This window comes from Azospirillum brasilense, assembly GCF_005222205.1.
Taxonomy (GTDB): Bacteria; Pseudomonadota; Alphaproteobacteria; order Azospirillales; family Azospirillaceae; genus Azospirillum; species Azospirillum brasilense_G.
The window spans coordinates 51,975-72,805 of sequence record NZ_CP032350.1 but is presented as its reverse complement, the minus strand read 5'-3'; the positions used below and the strand labels follow the sequence as shown (position 1 = coordinate 72,805).

Here is a 20,831-nt window from a genome sequence, read left to right as displayed (position 1 = left end):
GCCGGCAACGCCGAACCGGAAAAAGGCGCCGCACCGTGGATTGTCCGGACCGGTTTCCCGCCATTGATCGGCTGCTGCGTCTCGCCAGCCAGGATGATCCGGAGGACGGGCTTTCGCCCGTCCAGGCCGAAGGGTTCGACGAACACGGCTATCTCGCCCTGAACCCGGACGTGCGGGCCGCCGTGGAGACCGGACAGCTTCCATCCGGCTTTCATCACTACGCGGCCTATGGCTGGCGGGAGGGGCGGGCGGCTCCGGGCCTCACCCCCTACGCCGGGCGTCGTTGCGCGCCCGCGGCCTTCGCCGCCAAGCCCTGCGGGATCTCCCTCTTCGGACCGCTGTCCGCCCCAACCGGGCTGGGGACGGCGGCGCGCGCCTATGCCGCGGCGGCGCGGGCCTCCGGCCTGCCGGTCTGGACGCAGGACGTGGACATCTCGGTCTATGGGCGGGCGGCCCAGGACGACTATGCCCGGATGCTGCGCGGGAACCGGCGCTGGTCACGCTCGCCCTACCGGCTGACGCTGCTGGCGCAGAACGCGGACATGCTGCCCTATTTCTTCCGCGGGCACGACCGGGCGCTGCTCGACGACGCCTACACGGTCGGCCTGTGGGTGTGGGAGCTGGCCAATTTCCGCAGCGAGTGGATGGGCGGCTTCGGGGCGGTGGACGAGGTGTGGGCACCCAGCACCTTCTGCCGCGACGCCTTCGCGGCGCTGTCGCCGGTTCCGGTGACTGTCATGCCCTATGCGGTGGCGCCGGACATCCGGCGCGCGGTGCACGGACGGGCGCACTTCGGCATTCCGGACGAGGTGTTCACCTTCCTCTACGTCTTCGACGTGTCCAGCTACATGGAGCGCAAGAATCCCTTCGCCCTGATCCGGGCCTTCAAGCAGGCTTTCGGCGAGGACCCCGGCGTTCTGCTGCTGCTGAAGCATCATTCCGGTGCCCACGATCCGGAGCGGCTGCGCCGCCTGCGCGACGAGGCGCGGGCGCCGAACATCCGCCTGTTGCCGGGCCTGCTCGACGAGGCGGAAACGCTCTCGCTGAAGAGGGTGAGCGACTGCTTCGTTTCGCCGCACCGCTCGGAGGGCTTCGGCCTCAACATCGCGGAAGCCATGCACCTCGGCAAGCCGGTGATCGCGACCGACTACGCGGCCAGCACCGACTTCCTCAACGAGACGAACGGCTATCCCGTGGCCTGCCGGCTCGTGCCCGTCGGTCAGGACACCGGCCCCTACGCCGCCGGCGCGCTGTGGGCCGATCCCGACATCGACCATATGGCCGATCTGATGGCGCGCGTCCGCCGCGACCGCCGCGAGGCCGCGGCCAAGGGAAGACGGGCCGCCGCCGACATCCGCCGCACCCTGTCGCCCAAGGCCATCGGGCGCCGGATGCGCGACCGCATGGCGGAACTGGGGCTGGACCAGCCCGTTCCGCCGGTCACGGCGCGGGTCGCGTCCTCCCGGCGGGTGGCCTGGAGGCACCCGCTCGGCACGCTTCCCGACGCGGCGGCGCGGGGCCGGGTCGCCGCCCTGGACAGCCATCCGACCCTCAGCCTCGTCGTTCCGGTCGGCCCGGTCTCGCCCGAGGCTCTGCGGCGCTGCGTGCAGTCCGTGTCCGGCCAGAGCTATCCCTTCTGGGAGCTGTGCTTGTGCGGCGACGGCACGACGACGCCGGAAACATGGGCCATCGCCAACGGATTCCGCGGGACGGACGCGCGCATCCGCGTGCGTCCGCAGGCCCCGGTGCCCGGCCTCGCCGGGGCGGCCAACACGGCGGTGGAGATGTCGTCCGGCGGTTGGGTGGCTCTCCTCGGCCCCGCCGACGCGCTGGAGCCGGAGGCGCTGATGGAGGTCGCGTGGGCGATCGGCCGCCATCCCGACGCCGACGCCTTCTACACGGACGGGACCGGCCCCGGCGGGGAGCCCGTCGCCAAGCCCGGCTGGTCGCCGGAGCATCTGGAATCCTCTCCCTATGTCGGCCGTCTGATGCCGGTCCGCAAAAGCCTGTTTGTCGGGCTTGGCGGCTTTCGTCAGGGCTTCGGCACGGCCACGGAGCACGACCTCGCTTTGCGGATCGCGCGGGTCACCGACCGGGTCCATCACATCCCGATCGCCCTGCACCGTCGGGGGGAAGAGTCGCCGGATGGGCATCCGACCCCCGCAGGCGCCGGGGACGGCGTCCGCAAGGCCCTGGCCGACCATGCGGCCGCCCGCTACGGCGCCGATGCCGATCTGCTGCCCGGCGGCCGGCCCGGCCTGTTCCGCGTCCGCCGCGGGCGCCTGGGTCAGCCGCCGGCCACGCTGATCCTGCGCGGGCGCACCGCCGCGCTCCTGGACCGGACGAGCCATCCGGATCTTCACGTCCTGCCGATCGACGGGAGCGGTTCGGACGGCAATGGAGCGGTGGCGGCCTGGAACGCGGCCATCGCGCAGTCCCGCACGGACCTGCTGGTCCTTCTGGACGAGGCGGTGGAGCCCGCGGCCCCGGACTGGCTGAGCGCGCTGGTCGACCTGGCCCGGTCGCCCGACATCGGCGTGGCGGGAGCGGTGCTGCGCGCGCCCGACGGAAGGATCGTCCGGGCCGGTCTCGGCATCGCTGCGGACGGCGCCGTGGCCCCGCTGGGCGGGGAAACGGACTGCGTGCGCAACTGCGCGGCGGTGCCCGGCGCCGTCCTGGCGGTGCGCCGGACCGTGCTGAAGGAGCTGGGAGGCTTCGATGCCCGGTTCTCGCCGGGCCGCGCCGTGTCCGACCTTTGCCTGTCGGCCCTGATCCACGGCTACCGCAACGTCTGCACGCCCTTCGCCATCCTTCGCCACGCCGGGCCCGCGGCGCTGGGGGCTCCCGCGAACACGCCCGGCGGCGGGCTGGAGGAGGAGGCCCTGTTCCGCCGCAAATGGGACGCCGCCCTCGGCACGGGAGCGCTGTCCGGCCTGCGCGCCCGCTTCCCCGCTCCGGGTGGGGGGGCTGCTAAGCGGCGCGTTGCCCGGTTGGCGAGGCCCCGCTACTCTCCCGGTTCATCGACCATCGCTTTTGCCATTTTCCGGAAAGCCCGCCGCCCGTGTCCAACGCCGCCATCTATTTCCATCCCGAAGGTTACGAGACCGCGCGGACCGACCTGAAGGGGCGCCATGTCGCGGGGGAATCCTTTCTGATCGGCTTCTTCCGGCATTCCGGGCTGGACCGTTTCGCCTGCCACGTCGATGGCCCGCCACTGGCGCGGCTGTTCATGGACCTTGCGGACAGACACGCGCCGGGCCGCAAGGTGGAGCTGTATTTGACCGGGGAACCGTCGCGCCTCGCCAACGTGGGATGCCTGTTCCTGCCGGGACCGGGCATCGACCAGTTCGCCTGGCGCCGCCGGTCCCGAGACCAGCGGGCCTACAGCCTGTGCGGCATCACCCACACCACGTCGGAGTCCCCGCAGACCCTGGGCGCCCTGGCCACCGCGCCGATCCAGCCGTGGGACGCGGTGATCTGCACCTCCTGGGCGGCCCGCTCCTCGGTCGAGGCGGTCCTTCAGCCTTATGCGGAGTATCTGCGCGACCGGCTGGGGGCCGCCGAGGTGCCGATGCCGAACCTGCCGGTGATCCCGCTCGGCGTCGACACGGACGCCTTCCGCTTCGATCCGTCCGTCCGCGCGGCGGAGCGCGCGGCGCTCGGCATCGGCGAGGAGGATGTGGCGGTTCTGTTCGTGGGGCGTCTCAGCTTCCACGCCAAGGCGCACCCCATCCCGATGTATCAGGCCCTGGAACGGGCCGCCCAGCGGACCGGCAAGCGGCTGCACCTGATCCAGGCCGGCTGGTTCGGCAACGACTCCATCGCCGCCGCCTTTATCGAGGGAGCCCGGCGCTATTGCCCCAGCGTCAACGCCATCTTCCTGGACGGCCGCAAGCCGGATGTGCGGACCCGGATCTGGGCGGTCGCCGACCTGTTCACGTCGCTGGTGGACAATGTTCAGGAAACCTTCGGAATCACCCCGGTGGAGGCGATGGCCGCCGGGCTGCCCTGCGTCGTCACCGACTGGAACGGCTACCGCGAGACGGTGCGCCACGGCGTGGACGGCTTCCGTGTGCCGACCGTCCTGCCGCCACCGGGCTTCGCGCCCGACCTGGCCGACCGCTACGACGCCGGCCTGGACAGCTACGACCATTTCATCGCCCGCGCCTCGCAGATCACCGCGGTGGACGTGGAGGCCGCGGCCCAAGCCTACGCACTGCTGGCCGTCGACCCCGGCCTGCGCCGCCGCATGGGAGAGGCGGGACGCGCCCGCGCCGCCGCCGTCTTCGACTGGAAGGCGATTATCCCGCAATATCTGGACGTCTGGCGCCAGCTCGCCGACATCCGCCGCCATGCCCAGGAACGCGCGCCGCGCCGCGACGGCGACGGCAACCCGCTGCGCCCCGACCCGCTGCGCATGTTCCAGGCCTATCCCTCGCGCACGCTGGAGCCGGGGATGCGGCTGGTCCGCGCCCCGGGCGTCACGCGGGCCGCGGCGATGGAGGCCCTGGCGACGCTCCTTGGCGACCCGATGAATTCGCCGGCGCGCAGCCTGCTGCTCTCCCCGACCGCCGACATCGCCCTGGCGATCGATGCGCTGGACCCGCCGGGATGCCGGGTGGCGGACCTGGCGGGTCTGGTTCCGACGGAGCGCCAGATCCTGCTGGTGCGCAGCCTCGTCCATCTGATGAAGTACGACATCGTGCGTCCGGTCGAGCCGCTCGGGGCACGGGAGGCGTGAACGGGCCGGCGGGGCGGGAAAGCCTTTCGCCCGCACAAAGCGCTTGAAAAGCCCTTCTAGCCCGTCATAACAGGCTGACTCCTTCAAAAGATTCCGGCTCCGCCATGCAGGTCACCCCCACAGCTTTGCCCGATGTCCAGCGGATCGTTCCGAAACGGTTCGGTGACGCCCGGGGCTACTTCGTCGAGACTTGGAGCGCCCGGACCTTTGCCGGTCACGGATTGGAGCGGGTCTGGGTTCAGGACAATCAGTCCCTGTCGGCCGTGCCGGGCACGGTGCGCGGCCTGCATTACCAGTTGGAGCCGCAGGCCCAGACCAAGCTGGTCCGCGTCCTGCGCGGCCGCATCCTCGACGTCGCGGTGGACATCCGCCGCGGTTCCCCGACCTTCGGGCGGCATGTGGCGGTGGAGCTGAGCGCCGACGGGCTGGAGCAGCTGCTGGTTCCGGTGGGGTTCGCCCACGGTTTCTGCACGCTGGAGCCCGACACGATCGTCGCCTACAAGGTCGACGCCTTTTATTCTCACGAGTGCGAGCGGGCGATCCTGTGGAACGATCCCGCGCTTGGCATCGCCTGGCCGTCCGTGGCCGGGGCCGTGGTCTCGGACAAGGACATGGTGGCGCCGCCCCTGGCTGCGGCCGTCGATCTGTTTTGAAGGCGACCTGTTTTGAGGGCGATCTGTTCTGAAGGGCGCGCCGCGCGGCGCTGCAAAGGGGAAATGGGATGCGCATACTGGTGACGGGAGGGGCCGGCTTCATCGGCTCGGCCTTCATCCGCTGGGTCCTGGCGAACACGCGGGCGTCGGTCGTCAACCTCGACAAGCTCACCTACGCCGCGGATCTGGAAAGCCTCGCCCGTTTCGCCGAGGACCCGCGCTATGCCTTCGAGCGGGTGGACATCTGCGACGAGGGGGAACTGCGCCGGGTCTTCGCCGCCCACCGTCCGGCGGCGGTCGTGCATCTGGCGGCGGAAACCCATGTGGACCGCTCCATCGACGGGCCGATGGCCTTCGTGCAGACCAACGTGGTCGGCACCGTGACGCTGCTGCGCGTGGCGCTCGATCACTGGCGCGGGCTGGAGGGGGCGGAGAAGGACGGCTTCCGGTTCCACCACGTCTCCACCGACGAGGTGTTCGGCACGCTGGACGACGAAGGGCGCTTCTCCGAAACCACGCCCTACGCGCCGAATTCCCCCTATTCAGCCAGCAAGGCGGCGTCCGACCATTTCGTGCGCGCGTGGCACGAGACCTACGGTCTGCCGACGGTCGCCAGCAACTGCTCGAACAACTACGGCCCCTGGCAGTTTCCCGAGAAGCTGATCCCGCTGATGACGCTGAAGGCGCTGCAGGGGCAGCGGCTTCCGGTCTACGGCAGCGGACTGAACGTGCGCGACTGGCTCTATGTGGACGACCACGCCTCGGCCCTCTGGACCATTCTGACCAAGGGACGGCTGGGCGAGAGCTACAACGTCGGCGGCGACAGCGAACGGCGCAACATCGACGTGGTCAACACCATCTGCGACCTCGTGGACGAGATGGCCGGTCCGCTTCCCGGCGGTCCGCGGCGGACCCTCGTCACCCATGTCACCGACCGGCCCGGCCACGACCACCGCTACGCCATCGACGCCACCAAGCTGCAGACCGAGCTGGGCTGGCGGCCGTCGGAGACCTTCGAGACCGGCATCCGCCGCACCGTTGCCTGGTATCTCGAGAACCGCGCCTGGTGGGAGCGGCTGTCGGCGAACGGCTACAGCGGCCAGCGTCTCGGCGTGGCCGCCGCTCCTGCGGCCGAGCCCGCCCATGGCTGAGGCGGCGCTCCCCATCCGCACCGTCCTCGTCTTCGGGGCCGGCGGGCAGGTCGGCTTCGAGCTGCTGCGCGCCGCCTGGGCGCCGGGGCTGCGGCCGGTCGGGTTGACCCGCGCGGACGGCGACGTGACCGACCCGGCAGCGGTGGCCGCGGCCGTGGCCGCCCACCGTCCGGCCCTGGTCGTCAACGCTTCGGCCTACACCGCGGTGGACAAGGCGGAAAGCGAGCCGGAGCCGGCCTTCGCGGTCAACCGGCACGGACCGGCCAATCTGGCGCGGGCCTGCGCCGACGCCGGGGTGCCGCTGATTCACATCTCCACCGACTATGTCTTCGACGGCGCCAGCAAGACCACCCCCTGGCGCGAGGACGACCCCGTCGCCCCGCAGGGCGTCTATGCCGCCAGCAAGCTGGCCGGCGAGGAGGCGGTGCGCGACCTTCTGCCCGCCGACCACGTGATCCTGCGCACCGCCTGGGTGTTCGGGGCGCATGGGCACAATTTCGTGAAGACCATGCTGCGGCTGGCCCGTGAGCGCGACGAGCTGCGCGTGGTCGCCGACCAGCGCGGTTGCCCGACGCCGGCAGCCGGAATCGCCGACGCGATCGCCGCCATAGCGCGTCTGCGCCTCGCCCCGGCCCCCGCGGAGGCCCGCCGCTGGACGCCCGGCACCTTCCATTACGCCGGTGCGCCGGCCACGAGCTGGCACGGCTTCGCGGAGCGCATCGTCGACCGCGCCGCCGAGCGCATCGGCCGCCGCCCGCCCGTGCGGGCCATCGCGACCGCGGATTTCCCCACTCCGGCCAAGCGGCCCGCCAATTCCGTCCTGGACACCGCGCTCATCACCCGGACCTACGGCATCGCGCCGGCGGACTGGGAGGCGGCGCTGGACCGGATGCTGGACGAGATCCTCGACCATTCCCAGACCGTGAGGGCGGGCGCATGAAAGGCATCATCCTGGCCGGCGGTTCCGGCACGCGGCTCTACCCGCTGACGCAGGTGACGAGCAAGCAGCTTCTGCCCGTGTTCGACAAGCCGATGATCTACTACCCGCTGTCCACGCTGATGCTGGCCGGCATCCGGGACATCCTGATCATCACCACGCCGGACGACCAGCCGCAGTTCCGCCGCCTGCTGGGCGACGGCAGCCAGTGGGGCATCGCGCTGAGCTACGCCGAGCAGCCGAAGCCCGAGGGGCTGGCGCAGGCCTTCCTCATCGGGCGCGAGTTCGTCGGCCGCGACGATGTCTGCCTGATCCTGGGCGACAACATCTTCTTCGGCCACGACCTGGAGCCGGCCCTGCTGCGCGCCGCCGGCCGGGCGGAGGGGGCGACGGTGTTCGGCTACCATGTCCGCGATCCGGAACGCTACGGCGTGATCAGCTTCGACGCCGAGGGAGTGCCGGTCGCCATCGAGGAAAAGCCGACGGTGCCGAAGTCCAACTACGCGGTGACCGGTCTTTATTTCTACGACAACGCCGTGCTCGACATCGCCGCGACGATCCGCCCGTCGGCCCGCGGCGAGCTGGAGATCACCGACGTCAACAACGTCTATCTGGAACGCCGCCGGCTTGCCGTGGAGCGTTTGGGCCGCGGCTACGCCTGGTTCGACACCGGGACGCATGAGTCGCTTCTGCAGGCGGCGGAGTTCGTCCAGACGATCGAGGCCCGGCAGGGGCTGAAGGTCTGTTCCCCGGAGGAGATCGCCTGGCGCAAGGGCTTCATCGACGGCGAGCAGCTTGCCCGCATCGCCCGCCCCCTGGCCAAGAGCGGCTACGGCAACTACCTGCTCAACCTCCTGACCGATTAGCCGCCCGATGCACGCCCGGCCCGGCGAGCCCGAGGGGCGCCTTCAAGGACGCGCGGAAGGGTACCTGGAGGGCGTCGGGGAGACGGTGACCGGCTGGGCATGGCTGCCGGACCATCCCGGCCGGCGGCTGCGCGTCACCGTTCTGTTCGATGGACATCCGATCACGACGATCGCCGACCGGCACCGCGACGACCTGAAGGCCGCCGGCAAGGGGGATGGCCGCTTCGGCTTCGCCGTGGCGGCTCCCGACGCCTTCGCCGGGCGCGAGCATCGGGTGGACGTGCGGCTTCCGGATTTCCCCGATCTGCGGCTGCGGGGAGCGCCGCGCACGGCGATTTCCGCGCTCGGCCCGGTGATCCTGCGCCGTGTCCCGCCCGAGGAGGCGGTCCGCCTGCACGCCTTCCTGGCCGGCCTTGCCAAGCTGCACGGGGCCGGCGAGGCCGCGGTTCCCGACATGGCCGCGGTCCAGGCGTGGCTTGCCGCGCCCGATCGTTTCTGGCTGACCGCTGAGCGGGCCGGGGCGATCGTCGGTCACTGCCGGGTCGGTCCGGACTGGCCGGCGGAGCCGGGGGAGGGGGCGCTCGCTCTGGGGATCGAGCTGCATCCGGACGTCCACGGATTCGGGCTTGGCCGCCACCTCATGCAGGCGGCGCACCGCTGGGCCGCCGGATGGTGCGCGCGGGTGGAGCTGGCGGTGCTGCCCCACAACGACCGTGCCCGGCGTCTCTATCGGAGCCTGGGCTATGCCGACCTCGGGACGGTCCGGCTGCCCGTGACGGGCGAACCGCACCGCCACATGGCCATCGCGCTGCCAGCGATCGTGCCGGCAGCGCGGTGCCCGTCCGTCGGGTGCGTTCTGGTGGTTTGAGCGAAACGGGGGCCGGCTCCCCCCGTCAGGCTTCTCCGGCCGCTGCGCGGTGCTGGCCGCCGTCCTGCCCGGAAGCGGGAGGCGGCGGCGGGAGGCGTTCCAGAAGCGACTTCGCCCGCGGTTCGCCGAGGGCCGCGGCGCGCTCCAGCCAGGAGCGGGCGCGCACGAGGTCCTTCTCGTCGCTCCAATGGCCGTACAGCTCGCCAAGCGCGGTCATCGCCGCGGCTTCCTTCTGCTCCGCCGCGGCGCTCAACCAGCGAAGCGCCTCGGCGGTGTCACGCTCCACGCCCAACCCCTGCATGGAGAAGCGGCCGATGTTGACCATGGCGCCGACATGCCCCTGCTCGGCGGCCTTGCGCGACCAGAGGGCGGCGCCGGGATAGTCCTGGGGCACGCCGTCGCCGGAGGCGAGCATGGCGCCGAGGCGGAACTGGGCGAGCACGCTCCCCTGCTCGGCGGCACGCTGGTACCAGGAGAGCGCACCGGCCGGATCGCGCGGAACACCGAGGCCCAGGCTGTGCAGCATGCCGATGTTGTAGACGGCGTCGCTGTTGCCCTGATCCGCGGCGCGGCGGAACCAGTCGAGCGCCCGGTCGTAGTCGCGCGCCACACCGCGCCCTTCGGCGTAGAGGGCGCCGATGCGAAGCTGGGCCTGCGGGTCGCCCTGGCCGGCGGCGCGTTCCAGCCAGCGGACCGCCTCGACCTCGTCGCGCGGCACGCCGGACCCGGCGAAATACATCTGGGCGAGGATCTTCTGCGCCTCGCGGTGGCCGAGTTCGGCGGCGGCGCGATACCAGATCGCCGCGTCGAACAGATTCGGCTGGAACCCCGCGCCCCGGCTGTTCAGGTGGCCAAGCTGCACCATCGCCTCGGCGTCGCCCTGGACCGCCGCCTTGCGCAGCCACGTCTCCGCCTTGTGCGGGTCGTTCGGCACGCCGAGGCCGCGCGTGTACAGCAGGCCGAGCGCGCGCTGCGCCGCGGCGGCGCCGGCATCGGCGGCCTTGCGGAACCAGGTGACCGCCTCGGCATGGTCCTGCCCGACGCCAAGCCCCGAGGCGTACTGGGTGCCGAGATAGTACCAGGCCATGACGTTGTTCTGCTCGGCGGCCTTGCGGAACCACTCGTGCGCCGCCTCGGGGTTGGGCGTGCCGCCATAGCCGCCGGCCAGCAGCGTGCCGAGCCCGAGCTGGGCGGCCGCGTTGCCCTTCGCGGCGGCGATGCGGTACCAGCGCTCCGCCTCCGCGTAGTCGGGCTCGATGCCGAAGCCGGAGGCGTGCATGTAGCCGAGAAGGGCCTGGGCGCCGGCGACGCCCTGTTCGGCGGCGGCGCGCGCCCAGCGCAGCGCCGTCGGGTAATCCTGCTCGATCTTCAGGCCGTTGGGGAAGAGAACCGACAGGGCCTCGTCGGTCGGGACAACGCCCTTCGGCTGCTCGCAGCCGTAATAATAGATCTCGGCGAGCCGGGCCTGCGCCTCGCCGTGCCCCTGGTCGGCGGCCCGGCGATACCAGCCGACCGCGTCGACGATGTTGCGCACCACGCCCTTGCCCTGATCGTACAGGCGGCCAAGGGAATACTGGGCATCGGCATGACCTTCGCGGGCGGCGGCCAGCCAGGCTTCCAGAGCGGTCTTGTAATCCCCGCGATCGTTGGCTTTCAGGCCACGGGCGTGTTCGTCGTCCGGCGATGCGGACCCGAACAGCCGCCCGGCGGCCTTGATAAGCTTGCGCATCGGCCTCAACACCCTTTCCTTGGAACCGGCCCCGTCGACGGGCCGGTCCGGCTGCGGTTCGTGCCCTTACGGTTCACGCATGCCTTCCAAGCTGTTCTTCAAGGCCCCTTCGACAAGGTAGGATATGATGGTCCGTTCACCGACCACGATGTCGGCCGTCAGCGGCATGCCGGGCACCAGCCGGAAATCGGCCGGCACGTCGCGCAGCTTCACCTCGGTCAGCTCGATGCGCGCGCGGTAGAAGGGGCGCGCCACCTGGGACTGGTCCTCACGCTTGGTGAAGGAGTCCTCGCTGATCGTCCGCACCACGCCCTTGGCCATGCCGTGCTTGACGTAGCGGTAGGCTTCGAACTTCACCTGCACCTCGTCGCCGGGCTTCACGAAGCCCTGGTCCATGCCGGCGATCTCCACCTCGACCTCCAGCTTCGAGCGCAGCGGCACCAGAGTGTAGATCGGCTGGGCCTGCTCGACCACCGAACCGACGGAGTACTTCCCAACCTCCAGGACGACCGCGTCCTCCACCGCGCGCAGCTCGACCAGGTCGCGGCGCTTCTGGGCCTTGGACAGCTCCTCGCGGGCGCGCTCCAGCTCGACCTGGCGGGTCGAGAGGTCGGTCAGCAGCGTGCTGCGCCACTGCTGGATGTAGACCTCGCGCTCGGCGCGCAGCGCCTCCAGCTCGTGGGACGCGGTGCGGATGGTGCTCTCGCTGTTGCTGAGGTTCCGCTCCGTCTCGACGCGGGTGTCGCTGGCGATCAGCGAGTTCAGGCGGCTGCCGGTCTGGTTCTTCTCCAGGGTCCGCCGCATCGTCTCGATCTCGCCGACGATCTTCAGGCGGGACCGGTAATGCTCGGCGTCCGTCTGGTTGTTCTTGATCGTCGCCTGCAGGGTGGCCATGCGCTGGTCGAAGTTCGCCAGCTTGGCGGTGTACTCCGCCTGGCGGTAGCGCCAGATGGATTCCTGCAGGAGCTTGTCCGGGTCCTTGCCGGCGACCGTGTAGCGCGTGTTGGCCGCCTCGGCGTTCATCCGTTCGATCTCAGCCGACAGCTTGGCGACCTGCCGCTCCAGCTGGGCGACGTCGGCCGCCGAGAAGGTCGCGTCGAGCGTCGCCAGAACGTCGCCCTGCCGCACGGTCTGGCCGGCGCGGACGTTGAGGGAGCGGATGAGCGAGATCTCCAGCGGCTGCACGACGATCGTCGGCTCCTGGGAGATGATCCGCCCGGAGGCGGTGACCACGCGGTCGAGCGTGGTCACCGAGGCCAGAATGATGAACAGGACCACCATGACGGCGAGCGTCCAGACCACCGACCTCGCGGTCGAGGGCTCGGGCTGACCGGTGATCTCCGCGGTTTCGCCCTGGAAATCGTTGATGGCCTGCTCGGCCGCCCGATCAAGTGTTTGCGGCCGGCGTAAGAGGAGCGCGGTCATGGGTGTTTCCCGGGGAAAGGTGGCGGTTCTGCTGGAACCAGAGGTGACGGTAGACGTCGCAGCGCTGGAGCAACTCGTCGTGCTTGCCCATGTCGTAGAGCTTGCCGCGCTCCATCACGATGATCTGGTCGCAGTTCACCAGGGAGGCGAGACGGTGCGAGATGACGATCATCGTGCGGCCCTGCGCGATGCGCGTCAGGTTGTTGTTGATGATCGCCTCGCTGTCCGGATCGAGGGCGCTGGTCGCCTCGTCCAGGATGAGGACGGACGGATCGACGAGCAGGGCGCGGGCGATGGCGATGCGCTGACGCTGGCCACCCGAGAGATTGCTCGAGCCTTCCTCGATCACCGTCTCATAGCCGCGGGGCAGGCGTTCGATGAACTCCTCCGCGCCGGCCAGCCGGGCCGCCCGCATCACCTCCTCCAGGGAGGCGCTGCGGTTGGCGGCCATGATGTTCTCGCGGATCGTGCCGTTGAACAGGAAGTTGTCCTGCAGCACCACGCCCAGGTTGGAGCGCAGGTGGTTCAGGTCGATCTCGCGCAGGTCGACGCCGTCGATCTTGATCAGGCCGTCGTAGTTCTGGTGCAGTCCCTGCAGGACGCGCGTCACCGTGGTCTTGCCCGAACCGGACCGGCCCATGATGCCGATGACGTTGCCCGCCTTGATGGAGAAGGAAATGTCGTCGAGCGCCGGATTCTGCGCGCCGGGATAGCGGAAGCGAACCTCCGAGAAGGAGATGTCGCCATGGATCACCGGGCGGACGCCGTTGCGGCCGAGCCCGTATTCCGGCGCCTGATTGACCACCGAGGCGACCTGCATGACGGCGCCGCGGGCTTCCTGGAACTGCTGCATCAGGCTGGCGATCTGCACGAAGGGCTGCGTCGCGCGGCTGGCGATCATGCTGAAGGCGACCAGCGTACCGCCGTAGACGGACGCCCCTTCACCGATGGCGAGATAGGCGCCGACGGCCATGGTGCTGGCGTAGATGCCCTTTTCCAGAGGCTGCAGGATGGTCTGCGGCTGGTTGGACAGAAGCTGCATCGCCGTGTTGGCGCGCACCGCCTCGGCCACGCGGATGTCCCAGTCGTGGCGCTTGCGGCCTTCCAGCGCCAGCGACTTGACGGTGCGGATGCCGTGCAGCACCTCGATGAGAAAGGACCCCTTGCGCTGCTCGGCCTGGATGACCTTCTGATAGGCGCGGGCCAGCGGGCCGATGTAGAGGGCGACCACCAGGAACATGAGGGCCGCCACGCCCAGAACCAGGAAGGTGAGCGGCGTGCTCATGACGAACATGGCCGGGATGAGCACGAGCAGCGTCATGCTGTCGAGCATGGTCCCGAACAACTGCCCGGTCAGGAAGTTGCGGATGCGCCAGACTTCGTTGAGCTTGTAGGAGATGACGCCGGTCGGCGTGCGCTCGAAGAAGTCGATCGGCAGGCCGATCATGCGGTCGAAGATGTAGGTGCTGATCCGCGCATCCACCTTGGCCGTGCCGATCGCCACCAGATAGCGGCGCAGGTAGCCGAACATGGTGTCGAACACCAGCACGAAGGCGATCGCCCCGACCAGGACATAGAGGGTCGACAGGCGCTGCTGGACGAGCACGCGGTCCAGGATGACCATGAAGATCAGCGGCGGAACCAGAGCGAACAGGCTGAGGACCAGGGCGGAGACGGCGACGTCGCGGAAGATCCGCTTCTCGCGCACGATCTGCCCCATCAGCCAGGCGAAGCCGAACGGCCGCTCCTCGTCGCTGGCCTTGTAGCGCCGCTTCAGGAAGATCGTCTCGCCGTCCCAGACGGAGGCGAGGCGCAGCTCGTCCACGGCGACGCAGGCATGGTCGTTGCTCAGCGGATCCTGGAGCATCGCTGCCGGGGCCGCTCCGTCCTTGCGGAAGGACACCAGCACCATCACGCTGCCGTCGCGCAGGCGCAGCATCACCGGCAGGGCCTTGTCCAGCCGCGCGAGATGCTTCCAGCTCAACTTGGCGCGGCGGCCGGTCAGGCCGTTCTCCTCGGCGATCTTGAGCAGCAGCGCGGTGGACGGCTCTCCGGACTCGATGCCGTGGTCACGCCGGATCTGTTCGATCGAAAGATGCAGCCCATGGTGTCGCGCAACGACGGCAAGCGCATGGAGGCTGGTGGTCCGTGCTGCCTCGGAGGAGGAGCCCTGTGGATCGGTGGCGGTCTTGGTGTGCATCTGGCCCCTGTGTCCGGTCGCTCTTCCGGAGGTTCACCCGGCGGCGCGACTGTACTGCATACCCTTCATCGGATACAAGCATCGCACTTGGAGAGCTCAATTTGGGAGAGTTCAATGTGGCCCAGAGCGCATCCGAAGAGGAAGTGACTATTAAGGGGTGAAATACAGGCGTAACGCATACGGATCGGCTGCCGCCGCGTTTGCCGTCTCCGCAGAGACTCTCCGCGACCTTCGGCGGAGCATCCAAAGCCGCCGCACCTGCGGCGATCCACAGGCGGGCCGGACCACCGGGCCGTCCCGCGACCCGGTGGTCCGGCGGACCGCGTCAATGCGATCCGACCGTCAGTTTCGCGCGCGCCGGTTGTTGCGGCGTCAGGCCGCGCAAGGTCCCGGCGGCCAGATTCTCCACATACCAGCGGTAGGTCCGCTCGAACCCTTCGCGCAGCGTCGTCGGCGCGACCCAGCCCATGCCGGCGATCCGGCTTGAATCCATGATCTTGCGCGGCGTGCCGTTCGGCTTGGACGGATCGAAGCGGAATTCGCCTTCATAGCCGATGATGTCGGCCAGCAATTCGGCGAGGCCGCGGATCGAGATCTCCTGGCCGGAGCCGAGATTGATGTGCGCCTCCTCCGAATAATGCTTGGCGAGGAAGACCAGCCCGTCGGCCACATCCTCGACGAAGAGGAATTCGCGCAGGGGTTCGCCGGTCCCCCACAGCTCCACGCTGGGGGCGCCTTCCGTTTTGGCGCGGTGGATCTTGACCATCAGGGCGGCGGCGACGTGGCCGTGTTCGATGTCGAAGTTGTCGCCGTATCCGTAGAGGTTGGTCGGCATCACCGAGATGAAGTCGCAACCGTGCTGCCGCCGGTAGGCCTGGCACAGCTTGATGCCGGCGATCTTGGCGACCGCGTACCATTCGTTGGTCGGTTCCAGCGGGCCGGTGAGAAGGGCGTCCTCCTGGATCGGCTGCGGGGCCATGCGCGGGTAGATGCAGGACGAGCCGAGGGACACGAGCTTCTTCACCCCGACCTTCCAGGCGGTGTGGATGACGTTCGTCTCGATCACCAGGTTCTGGTAGATGAAGTCGGCGGGCAGGCTGTTGTTGGCATGGATGCCCCCGACCAGGGCGGCCGCCAGGAAGACCACGTCCGGCCGCACCTCGGCCATCCAGTCCTCCACATCGGCCTGACGGCCAAGATCGAGCGTCTCCCGGCCGGCCGTCACGATCTCGCACTGCTCACGCTCAAGCCGACGAACGATGGCGGAACCGACGGTCCCGCGATGCCCGGCAATCCAGACGCGCTTGCCGTCCAGGGGAAAAAGGGTGTCCGTCGTCATCGCTTGTTGTCCTCCGTTTCCTTACACCCTCGACGATCCCGGCCGCGGGGCCGTCCGATCGCGACGGCGAGGCTGGGCCGCCCAGCATCCCGTGACCGTGCCCCTGCCACGATGTTCGGGATTGGGCAAGCCAAACCTCATGAGCGTCCGACTTTTGCCGGGTGTCCGCAGCCGGCGGGATACCGACCGGCATCATCGCCGAGTGGCGTTCCGGTTTCTAGGGCGATCGTGCCTGGGCAATCGTGCCGGGGCGATCCTGTCCGGGCGATCCTCTCCAGGCGGGCGGGGTCGTGCCGGTTGACGGGGTCGCCGGAGGGGCGGTAGCCTCCGCCGTGTTTCGTGGATCGGCGCGGTCATGCCCGGCCCCTCCTTCCAAAGGCCCCCCATCCAAGGCCTCCCGACCATGAACGACCTGCCTTCCCCAAGCGACGCCGAAGGTCCCGCGCTCTTCGAAGGATTCGCCGACCGCATCCGGGACGGCGCTTTGATCGGCTGGGCGCGCCGCGTCGGATCGCTGGAGCCGGTCACGGTCCATCTCCACCTCCACGGGGAACGGGTCGCCTCGGTCCTGGCCGACCGCTATCGCGATGATCTGGAAGCCGCCGGCAAGGGGCAGGGGCGGCACGGCTTCGAGATCCGGCTGCCCGATGGCCGGCTGCCCGATGGCCGGTTGCCAAATGGCCGGTTGGACGGCCTGCGGGTCGCGATCGCGGGCGCCGGGGATGTGCCGATGAGCGCTCCCCTGCGCTGCGCCATCGACGATCTGTCCGCCGGCCAACCGGCGGACCCGGCGGCCGGGACGGCGGCGGTCTGGCTCGATCTCTCGGAATTCCTCTTCTATCTGCGCACTCACAAGACGCTGTCCGGGATACAGCGCGTCCAATGCGAGATCGTACGGATCGTGGCGGGGGCGACGTCATCCCGCGTGCGCTTCTGCATGACGCCCCCGGAGGGCGGCGAATATGTCGAGGTTCCGACCACCGTCGTGGGGCGCCTGGTCGACCGGCTGACGGGCAACGCGCCGGTGCCGCTGGCCGACTGGGGCGCCTATGTCGGGATGATCGCCGACCCGGCCCGCCGGGCAAAGGCGGCGATCGCGCCCGGCCAGATGCTGTTCGTGCTCGGCGCCTTCTGGGTCTTTCCGCACACGCCCGCCCTGCTGGCCGTCCTGCGCGGGCGGGGAGTGCACATCGGCGTCTGCATCTACGACCTGATTCCCCTCTACCACCCGGAATACTGCGATCCCGGCATGGTGGGCGGTTTCCTGTCGGCCTTCTCCACCGTCTCGCAGGTTGCCGACCTGATCCTGACCATTTCCCACCACACGGCGGCCGACGTCGAGCGCTTCTACCGGCGGATCGGGCAGCCGCCGAAGACGATCCGCCCGGTCCCGCTGGCGCACGAGCTGGCCAATGGGGCAACCTCCGCTCCGGGGCCCGCCGCTGGACCGTCGTCTCTTCTGCGGCTGATCGGTGGCCCCTTCGTGCTGTGCGTCGGCACCATCGAGATCCGCAAGAACCACGGCTATCTTCTGGCGATCTGGCAGGAGCTGCTGCGGAGGCATGGGCCGGAGGCGGTGCCGAAGCTGGTCCTGGCCGGCCGGCGGGGATGGCGCGTCGAGGGCTTCTACGACGCCCTGGAGACGACGCGCGGCCTCGACCGGCATGTCCTGCAGATCGGCGACGCCGACGACGCCGATCTGGAGGCTCTCTACCGCGGCTGCCTGTTCACCGTCTTTCCCAGCCTCTACGAGGGGTGGGGGTTGCCGGTGGGCGAAAGCCTGATGCATGGCAAGCTGTGCATCACCTCGCGCAGCTCCGCCATGCCCGAGGCCGGAGGGGAGTTCGCGGCCTACCTTGACCCCCGGGACCAAGCCGATGGGCTGCGGACCATCGAGGCCTTCCTGTTCGACGACGCCCGACGCGCCCGGATGGAGGAGGCGATCCGGACCCGCTTCGTGCCGCGCCGATGGAGCGAGGTGGTCAACAACGTTTTCTCGGAAATCCAGGCTTATCTGGCCGGTTGCCGGGATGGCGGCGAACGCCCGCCGCCGGTGAGCCTGAAGCCGGGGGCGGTGGTGCGCCTGCGCCGCCTCGACCGCCTGAACGGCTTCGACGACATGCTGCGGCGACCGCCCTTCCTCCGGCTGATCTGCGCGCAAGGCTGGCACCCGTCCGACGGGGCGGGCGCCTGGATGGACGGGCCGAACGCCCTTCTGTCCTTCGGGCTGGACACCGCCGGGCGCCCGGCACCGGCCCGGCTGCGCGTTCACCTGCATGTCGTCCGTCCGTCCTGGGCTCGCGACGCCGCGGTGACGATGACAAGCGCCTGCGGAGCGTCCGCCATTACCGTTCTGGAGGACGACGAGACGATGCTCAGCCTGGACTGTGCGCCGGTGTCCATGGGAGGCGCCCCGGCGGTGCGCATCGCGATCGCCCTGGACCGTCTTGCCGCGCCGCCGCCACCGGAAACCCGCCGCCTGGGCCTGCTCGCCAAAACGGTGGCCGTGGCCGATGCCGAGGATGCCCTGCAACGCCTCGACGTGGTGGAAAAGCTGCTTTTCCTGATGCGGGCGTGACCGAAGGGCGGGCCGCCGGGGCCAAGCCGCTCAGGCGTTCCCGTCCGTCAAGCCGAGGGCCTTCCGGTAGGTGACGAGGGTGTCGCGGGCGCAGCGTTCCCAGGTGAAGCCGGCGGCACGGGCCATCCCGAGCGCGCGCAGACGCTCCGCCGTGCCGTCATCCTCCAGAAGCACCCGCAAGGCTTCGGCGATGGCGCCCTCGTCCAGAGGGTCGACCTGGAGACCGCAGTCCTCGACCACTTCCGCCATGGCGGTGCCGGCGGAGCACAGCACCGGCGTTCCGCTCGCCATGGCCTCCAGGGGAGGCAGGCCAAACCCCTCGTACAGGCTTGGGTAGGCGAAGGCGCGGGCGCCGGCGTAAAGGACCGGCAGTTCCTCCTCGTCCACATAGCCGAGATAGCGCAGGCGTCCGGCCCGCTCCAGCGACTCCATGCTGGCGAGTTCCGGACTGTTCAGCCATCCCGACGCGCCGACGACGACCAGCGGGAAGCGCTCGGCGAGGGCCGCCGGCAGGCTGGCGTAGGCGCGCAGCAGGCGGCCCAGATTCTTGCGTGGCTCGACGGTGCCGACCGACAGCAGGTAGCCGCCCGGCGACAGGGACCGGCGGGCGAGGACCGGCGCGGTCTCGTCCGGACCGCGCGGATGGAAGCGGCCGTCGACCCCTAGGGGGACCACGTCGATGCGCCCCGGGTCGACCCCCAGCACCGAAACGATCTCACGCCGGGTGAAGACCGAAGTGGTGATGATCCGCCGCGTCTGCTCCAGCGCGCGTGGAAGATGGCGCTCGATCCAGCGCAGCCGCTCCACCGGATGAACCTCCGGATGGCGGTGCCAGGCCAGATCCTGGAAAGTGGACACGGTCACCCCGCCGAAAGGGCGGGGGATCATGTTCGGTTCATGATAGCAGGCGCGGTCGCGCGGCACGCCGGCCCTCTCGAAGGCCAGCCGGAAACGGGCGCGGTACGCCGCCCTGTAGGCGGCGTCGGCCAACCGCGATTGCCGCGCCAGGACGCGCCAGAACGGCGCGCCCGCACCGTCGTCGGGCGTGGCGGCCTTGGGCGCGCCACACGCCGGCGCGTTCCCCCGGACCGGCGCGCCGGAGTCCGGCGGGGGCAGGCGGTGCAGGCCGGCGAAAAGCTGGATTGAACCGATGCCTGGCAAACGCGACAGATTGCGCCAGAGGTGCAGCGTGTAATTGCCGACACCGGTTCTCCGCCCGCACAGGGACTCGGCACTCAGCAGAAGGCCGAGCGATGGGATGCGATCCATGGCGGATGTGGTCACCGGGGGAAATCCCCCGGCAACGCTTACTTCATCTGGGCGCGGACGCGGACCAGATCGGCCTCCACCATTTCCTTGATCATCTCTTCAAGGGTGGTGGTGGCTTCCCAACCCAGCTTGGCCTTGGCCTTGGCCGGATCGCCCAGCAGAACGTCCACCTCGGCCGGGCGGAACAGCTCTTCCTTGATGACGATGTGGTCATCGGCGTTCAGGCCGACATGCTCGAAGGCGATGCGGCACATGTCGCGGACGGTGGTGGTGCGGTTGGTCGCGACGACATAGTCGTCCGCCTCGTCCTGCTGCAGCATCAGCCACATGGCGCGGACGTAATCGCGGGCGTGGCCCCAGTCGCGCTTGGCGTCGATGTTGCCGAGCGGCAGCTCCTTCTGGAGGCCGAGCTTGATGCGGGCAACGCTGTCCGTCACCTTGCGGGTGACGAACTCGATGCCGCGCAGCGGCGATTCATGGTTGAACAGGATGCCGCTGCTGGCGTGCATGCCGAAGCTCTCGCGGTAGTTCACCGTCATCCAGTGAGCGTACAGCTTGGCGACCGCATAGGGGGAGCGCGGGTAGAAGGGGGTCGTCTCGCTCTGCACGGGCTCCTGGATCAGGCCGTACATCTCGGACGAGGACGCCTGGTAGAAGCGCGCCTTCGGATGGACGATGCGCACGGCCTCCAGAACGTTGGCGGCGCCCATGCCGGTGATCGTGCCGGTCAGCAGCGGCTGCTGCCAGGAGGACTTCACGAAGGACTGCGCACCGAGGTTGTAGACCTCGTCCGGCTTGATCTCATCCACCAGCCGGATCAGGCTCGACAGGTCGGTGAGGTTGCCATCCATCAGGCGGACGTCCTTCTCGATGCCGAGCCACTTCAGGCGGGCATCGATCACGTCGGCCGAGGCGCTGCGGCGCAGGAGGCCGTAAACCTCATAACCCTTCTGCAGCAGGAGCTGAGACAGATAAGCCCCGTCCTGGCCGGTAACACCCGTAACGAATGCGCGCTTCATTGCAAACTACCTACGTTTTTGTCGCCTTGCATCGTTGGCCGGGGGCTGAAGGCCGT

Annotated in this window: 14 protein-coding genes; 8 read left to right on the top strand and 6 right to left on the bottom strand. The window is 69.6% G+C overall.

Annotated features, from left to right (window positions below; all coding sequences use genetic code 11):
* Positions 1 to 35: 35 nt before the first annotated feature.
* From D3869_RS32480 to D3869_RS32450, 7 genes are all read left to right on the top strand, one after another.
* Positions 36 to 3,122, top strand: coding sequence for a glycosyltransferase (locus tag D3869_RS32480; RefSeq protein WP_247896144.1), 3,087 nt, complete (start codon positions 36 to 38; stop codon positions 3,120 to 3,122).
* A complete protein-coding gene (locus tag D3869_RS32475) occupies positions 3,062 to 4,741 on the top strand; it encodes a glycosyltransferase family 4 protein (RefSeq protein WP_137143721.1) in 1,680 nt (559 codons plus the stop codon). The genes D3869_RS32480 and D3869_RS32475 overlap by 61 nt, the downstream gene beginning before the upstream one ends.
* Positions 4,742 to 4,845: 104 nt before the next feature.
* Positions 4,846 to 5,394 (top strand): dTDP-4-dehydrorhamnose 3,5-epimerase, encoded by a 549-nt coding sequence (gene rfbC, locus D3869_RS32470; RefSeq protein WP_137143720.1) that lies wholly within the window; start codon positions 4,846 to 4,848, stop codon positions 5,392 to 5,394.
* Between the two features lie 68 nt (positions 5,395 to 5,462).
* A complete protein-coding gene (rfbB, locus tag D3869_RS32465) occupies positions 5,463 to 6,545 on the top strand; it encodes a dTDP-glucose 4,6-dehydratase (protein ID WP_137143719.1) in 1,083 nt (360 codons plus the stop codon).
* Positions 6,538 to 7,485, top strand: coding sequence for a dTDP-4-dehydrorhamnose reductase (gene rfbD, locus D3869_RS32460; protein WP_137143718.1), 948 nt, complete (start codon positions 6,538 to 6,540; stop codon positions 7,483 to 7,485). The genes rfbB and rfbD overlap by 8 nt, the downstream gene beginning before the upstream one ends.
* Positions 7,482 to 8,348: a glucose-1-phosphate thymidylyltransferase RfbA gene (rfbA, locus tag D3869_RS32455; RefSeq protein WP_137143717.1), complete on the top strand. Its 867-nt coding sequence runs from the start codon at positions 7,482 to 7,484 to the stop codon at positions 8,346 to 8,348. Before rfbD ends, rfbA begins: the two co-directional genes overlap by 4 nt.
* Positions 8,349 to 8,355: 7 nt before the next feature.
* Entirely contained in the window at positions 8,356 to 9,216 is an 861-nt protein-coding gene (locus tag D3869_RS32450) for a GNAT family N-acetyltransferase (RefSeq protein ID WP_137143716.1), read from the top strand.
* A gap of 25 nt (positions 9,217 to 9,241) precedes the next feature.
* Here the strand turns inward: D3869_RS32450 and D3869_RS32445 are convergent, their stop codons facing one another.
* From D3869_RS32445 to D3869_RS32430, 4 genes are all read right to left on the bottom strand, one after another.
* Positions 9,242 to 10,945, bottom strand: coding sequence for a tetratricopeptide repeat protein (locus D3869_RS32445; protein WP_137143715.1), 1,704 nt, complete (start codon positions 10,943 to 10,945; stop codon positions 9,242 to 9,244).
* Between the two features lie 66 nt (positions 10,946 to 11,011).
* On the bottom strand, positions 11,012 to 12,370 hold the full coding sequence (locus D3869_RS32440; RefSeq protein WP_137143714.1) for an HlyD family type I secretion periplasmic adaptor subunit: 1,359 nt from the start codon (positions 12,368 to 12,370) through the stop codon (positions 11,012 to 11,014).
* Positions 12,333 to 14,570, bottom strand: coding sequence for a peptidase domain-containing ABC transporter (locus tag D3869_RS32435; protein ID WP_137143713.1), 2,238 nt, complete (start codon positions 14,568 to 14,570; stop codon positions 12,333 to 12,335). The genes D3869_RS32440 and D3869_RS32435 overlap by 38 nt, the downstream gene beginning before the upstream one ends.
* Before the next feature lie 325 nt (positions 14,571 to 14,895).
* Positions 14,896 to 15,909 (bottom strand): GDP-L-fucose synthase family protein, encoded by a 1,014-nt coding sequence (locus D3869_RS32430; RefSeq protein ID WP_137143712.1) that lies wholly within the window; start codon positions 15,907 to 15,909, stop codon positions 14,896 to 14,898.
* Between the two features lie 403 nt (positions 15,910 to 16,312).
* Here D3869_RS32430 and D3869_RS32425 point away from each other — a divergent pair, with 403 nt between their 5' ends.
* A complete protein-coding gene (locus tag D3869_RS32425; protein WP_137143711.1) occupies positions 16,313 to 18,487 on the top strand; it encodes a glycosyltransferase family 4 protein in 2,175 nt (724 codons plus the stop codon).
* A 30-nt stretch (positions 18,488 to 18,517) separates the two neighbouring features.
* Here the strand turns inward: D3869_RS32425 and D3869_RS32420 are convergent, their stop codons facing one another.
* Together D3869_RS32420 and gmd are read right to left on the bottom strand one after the other, a co-directional pair.
* Positions 18,518 to 19,771, bottom strand: a complete 1,254-nt coding sequence (locus tag D3869_RS32420) for a glycosyltransferase family 4 protein (protein ID WP_247896143.1) — start codon at positions 19,769 to 19,771, stop codon at positions 18,518 to 18,520.
* A gap of 23 nt (positions 19,772 to 19,794) precedes the next feature.
* Complete coding sequence (gmd, locus tag D3869_RS32415; protein WP_137143710.1) at positions 19,795 to 20,775, bottom strand: GDP-mannose 4,6-dehydratase; 981 nt, start codon at positions 20,773 to 20,775, stop codon at positions 19,795 to 19,797.
* Positions 20,776 to 20,831 lie beyond the last annotated feature (56 nt).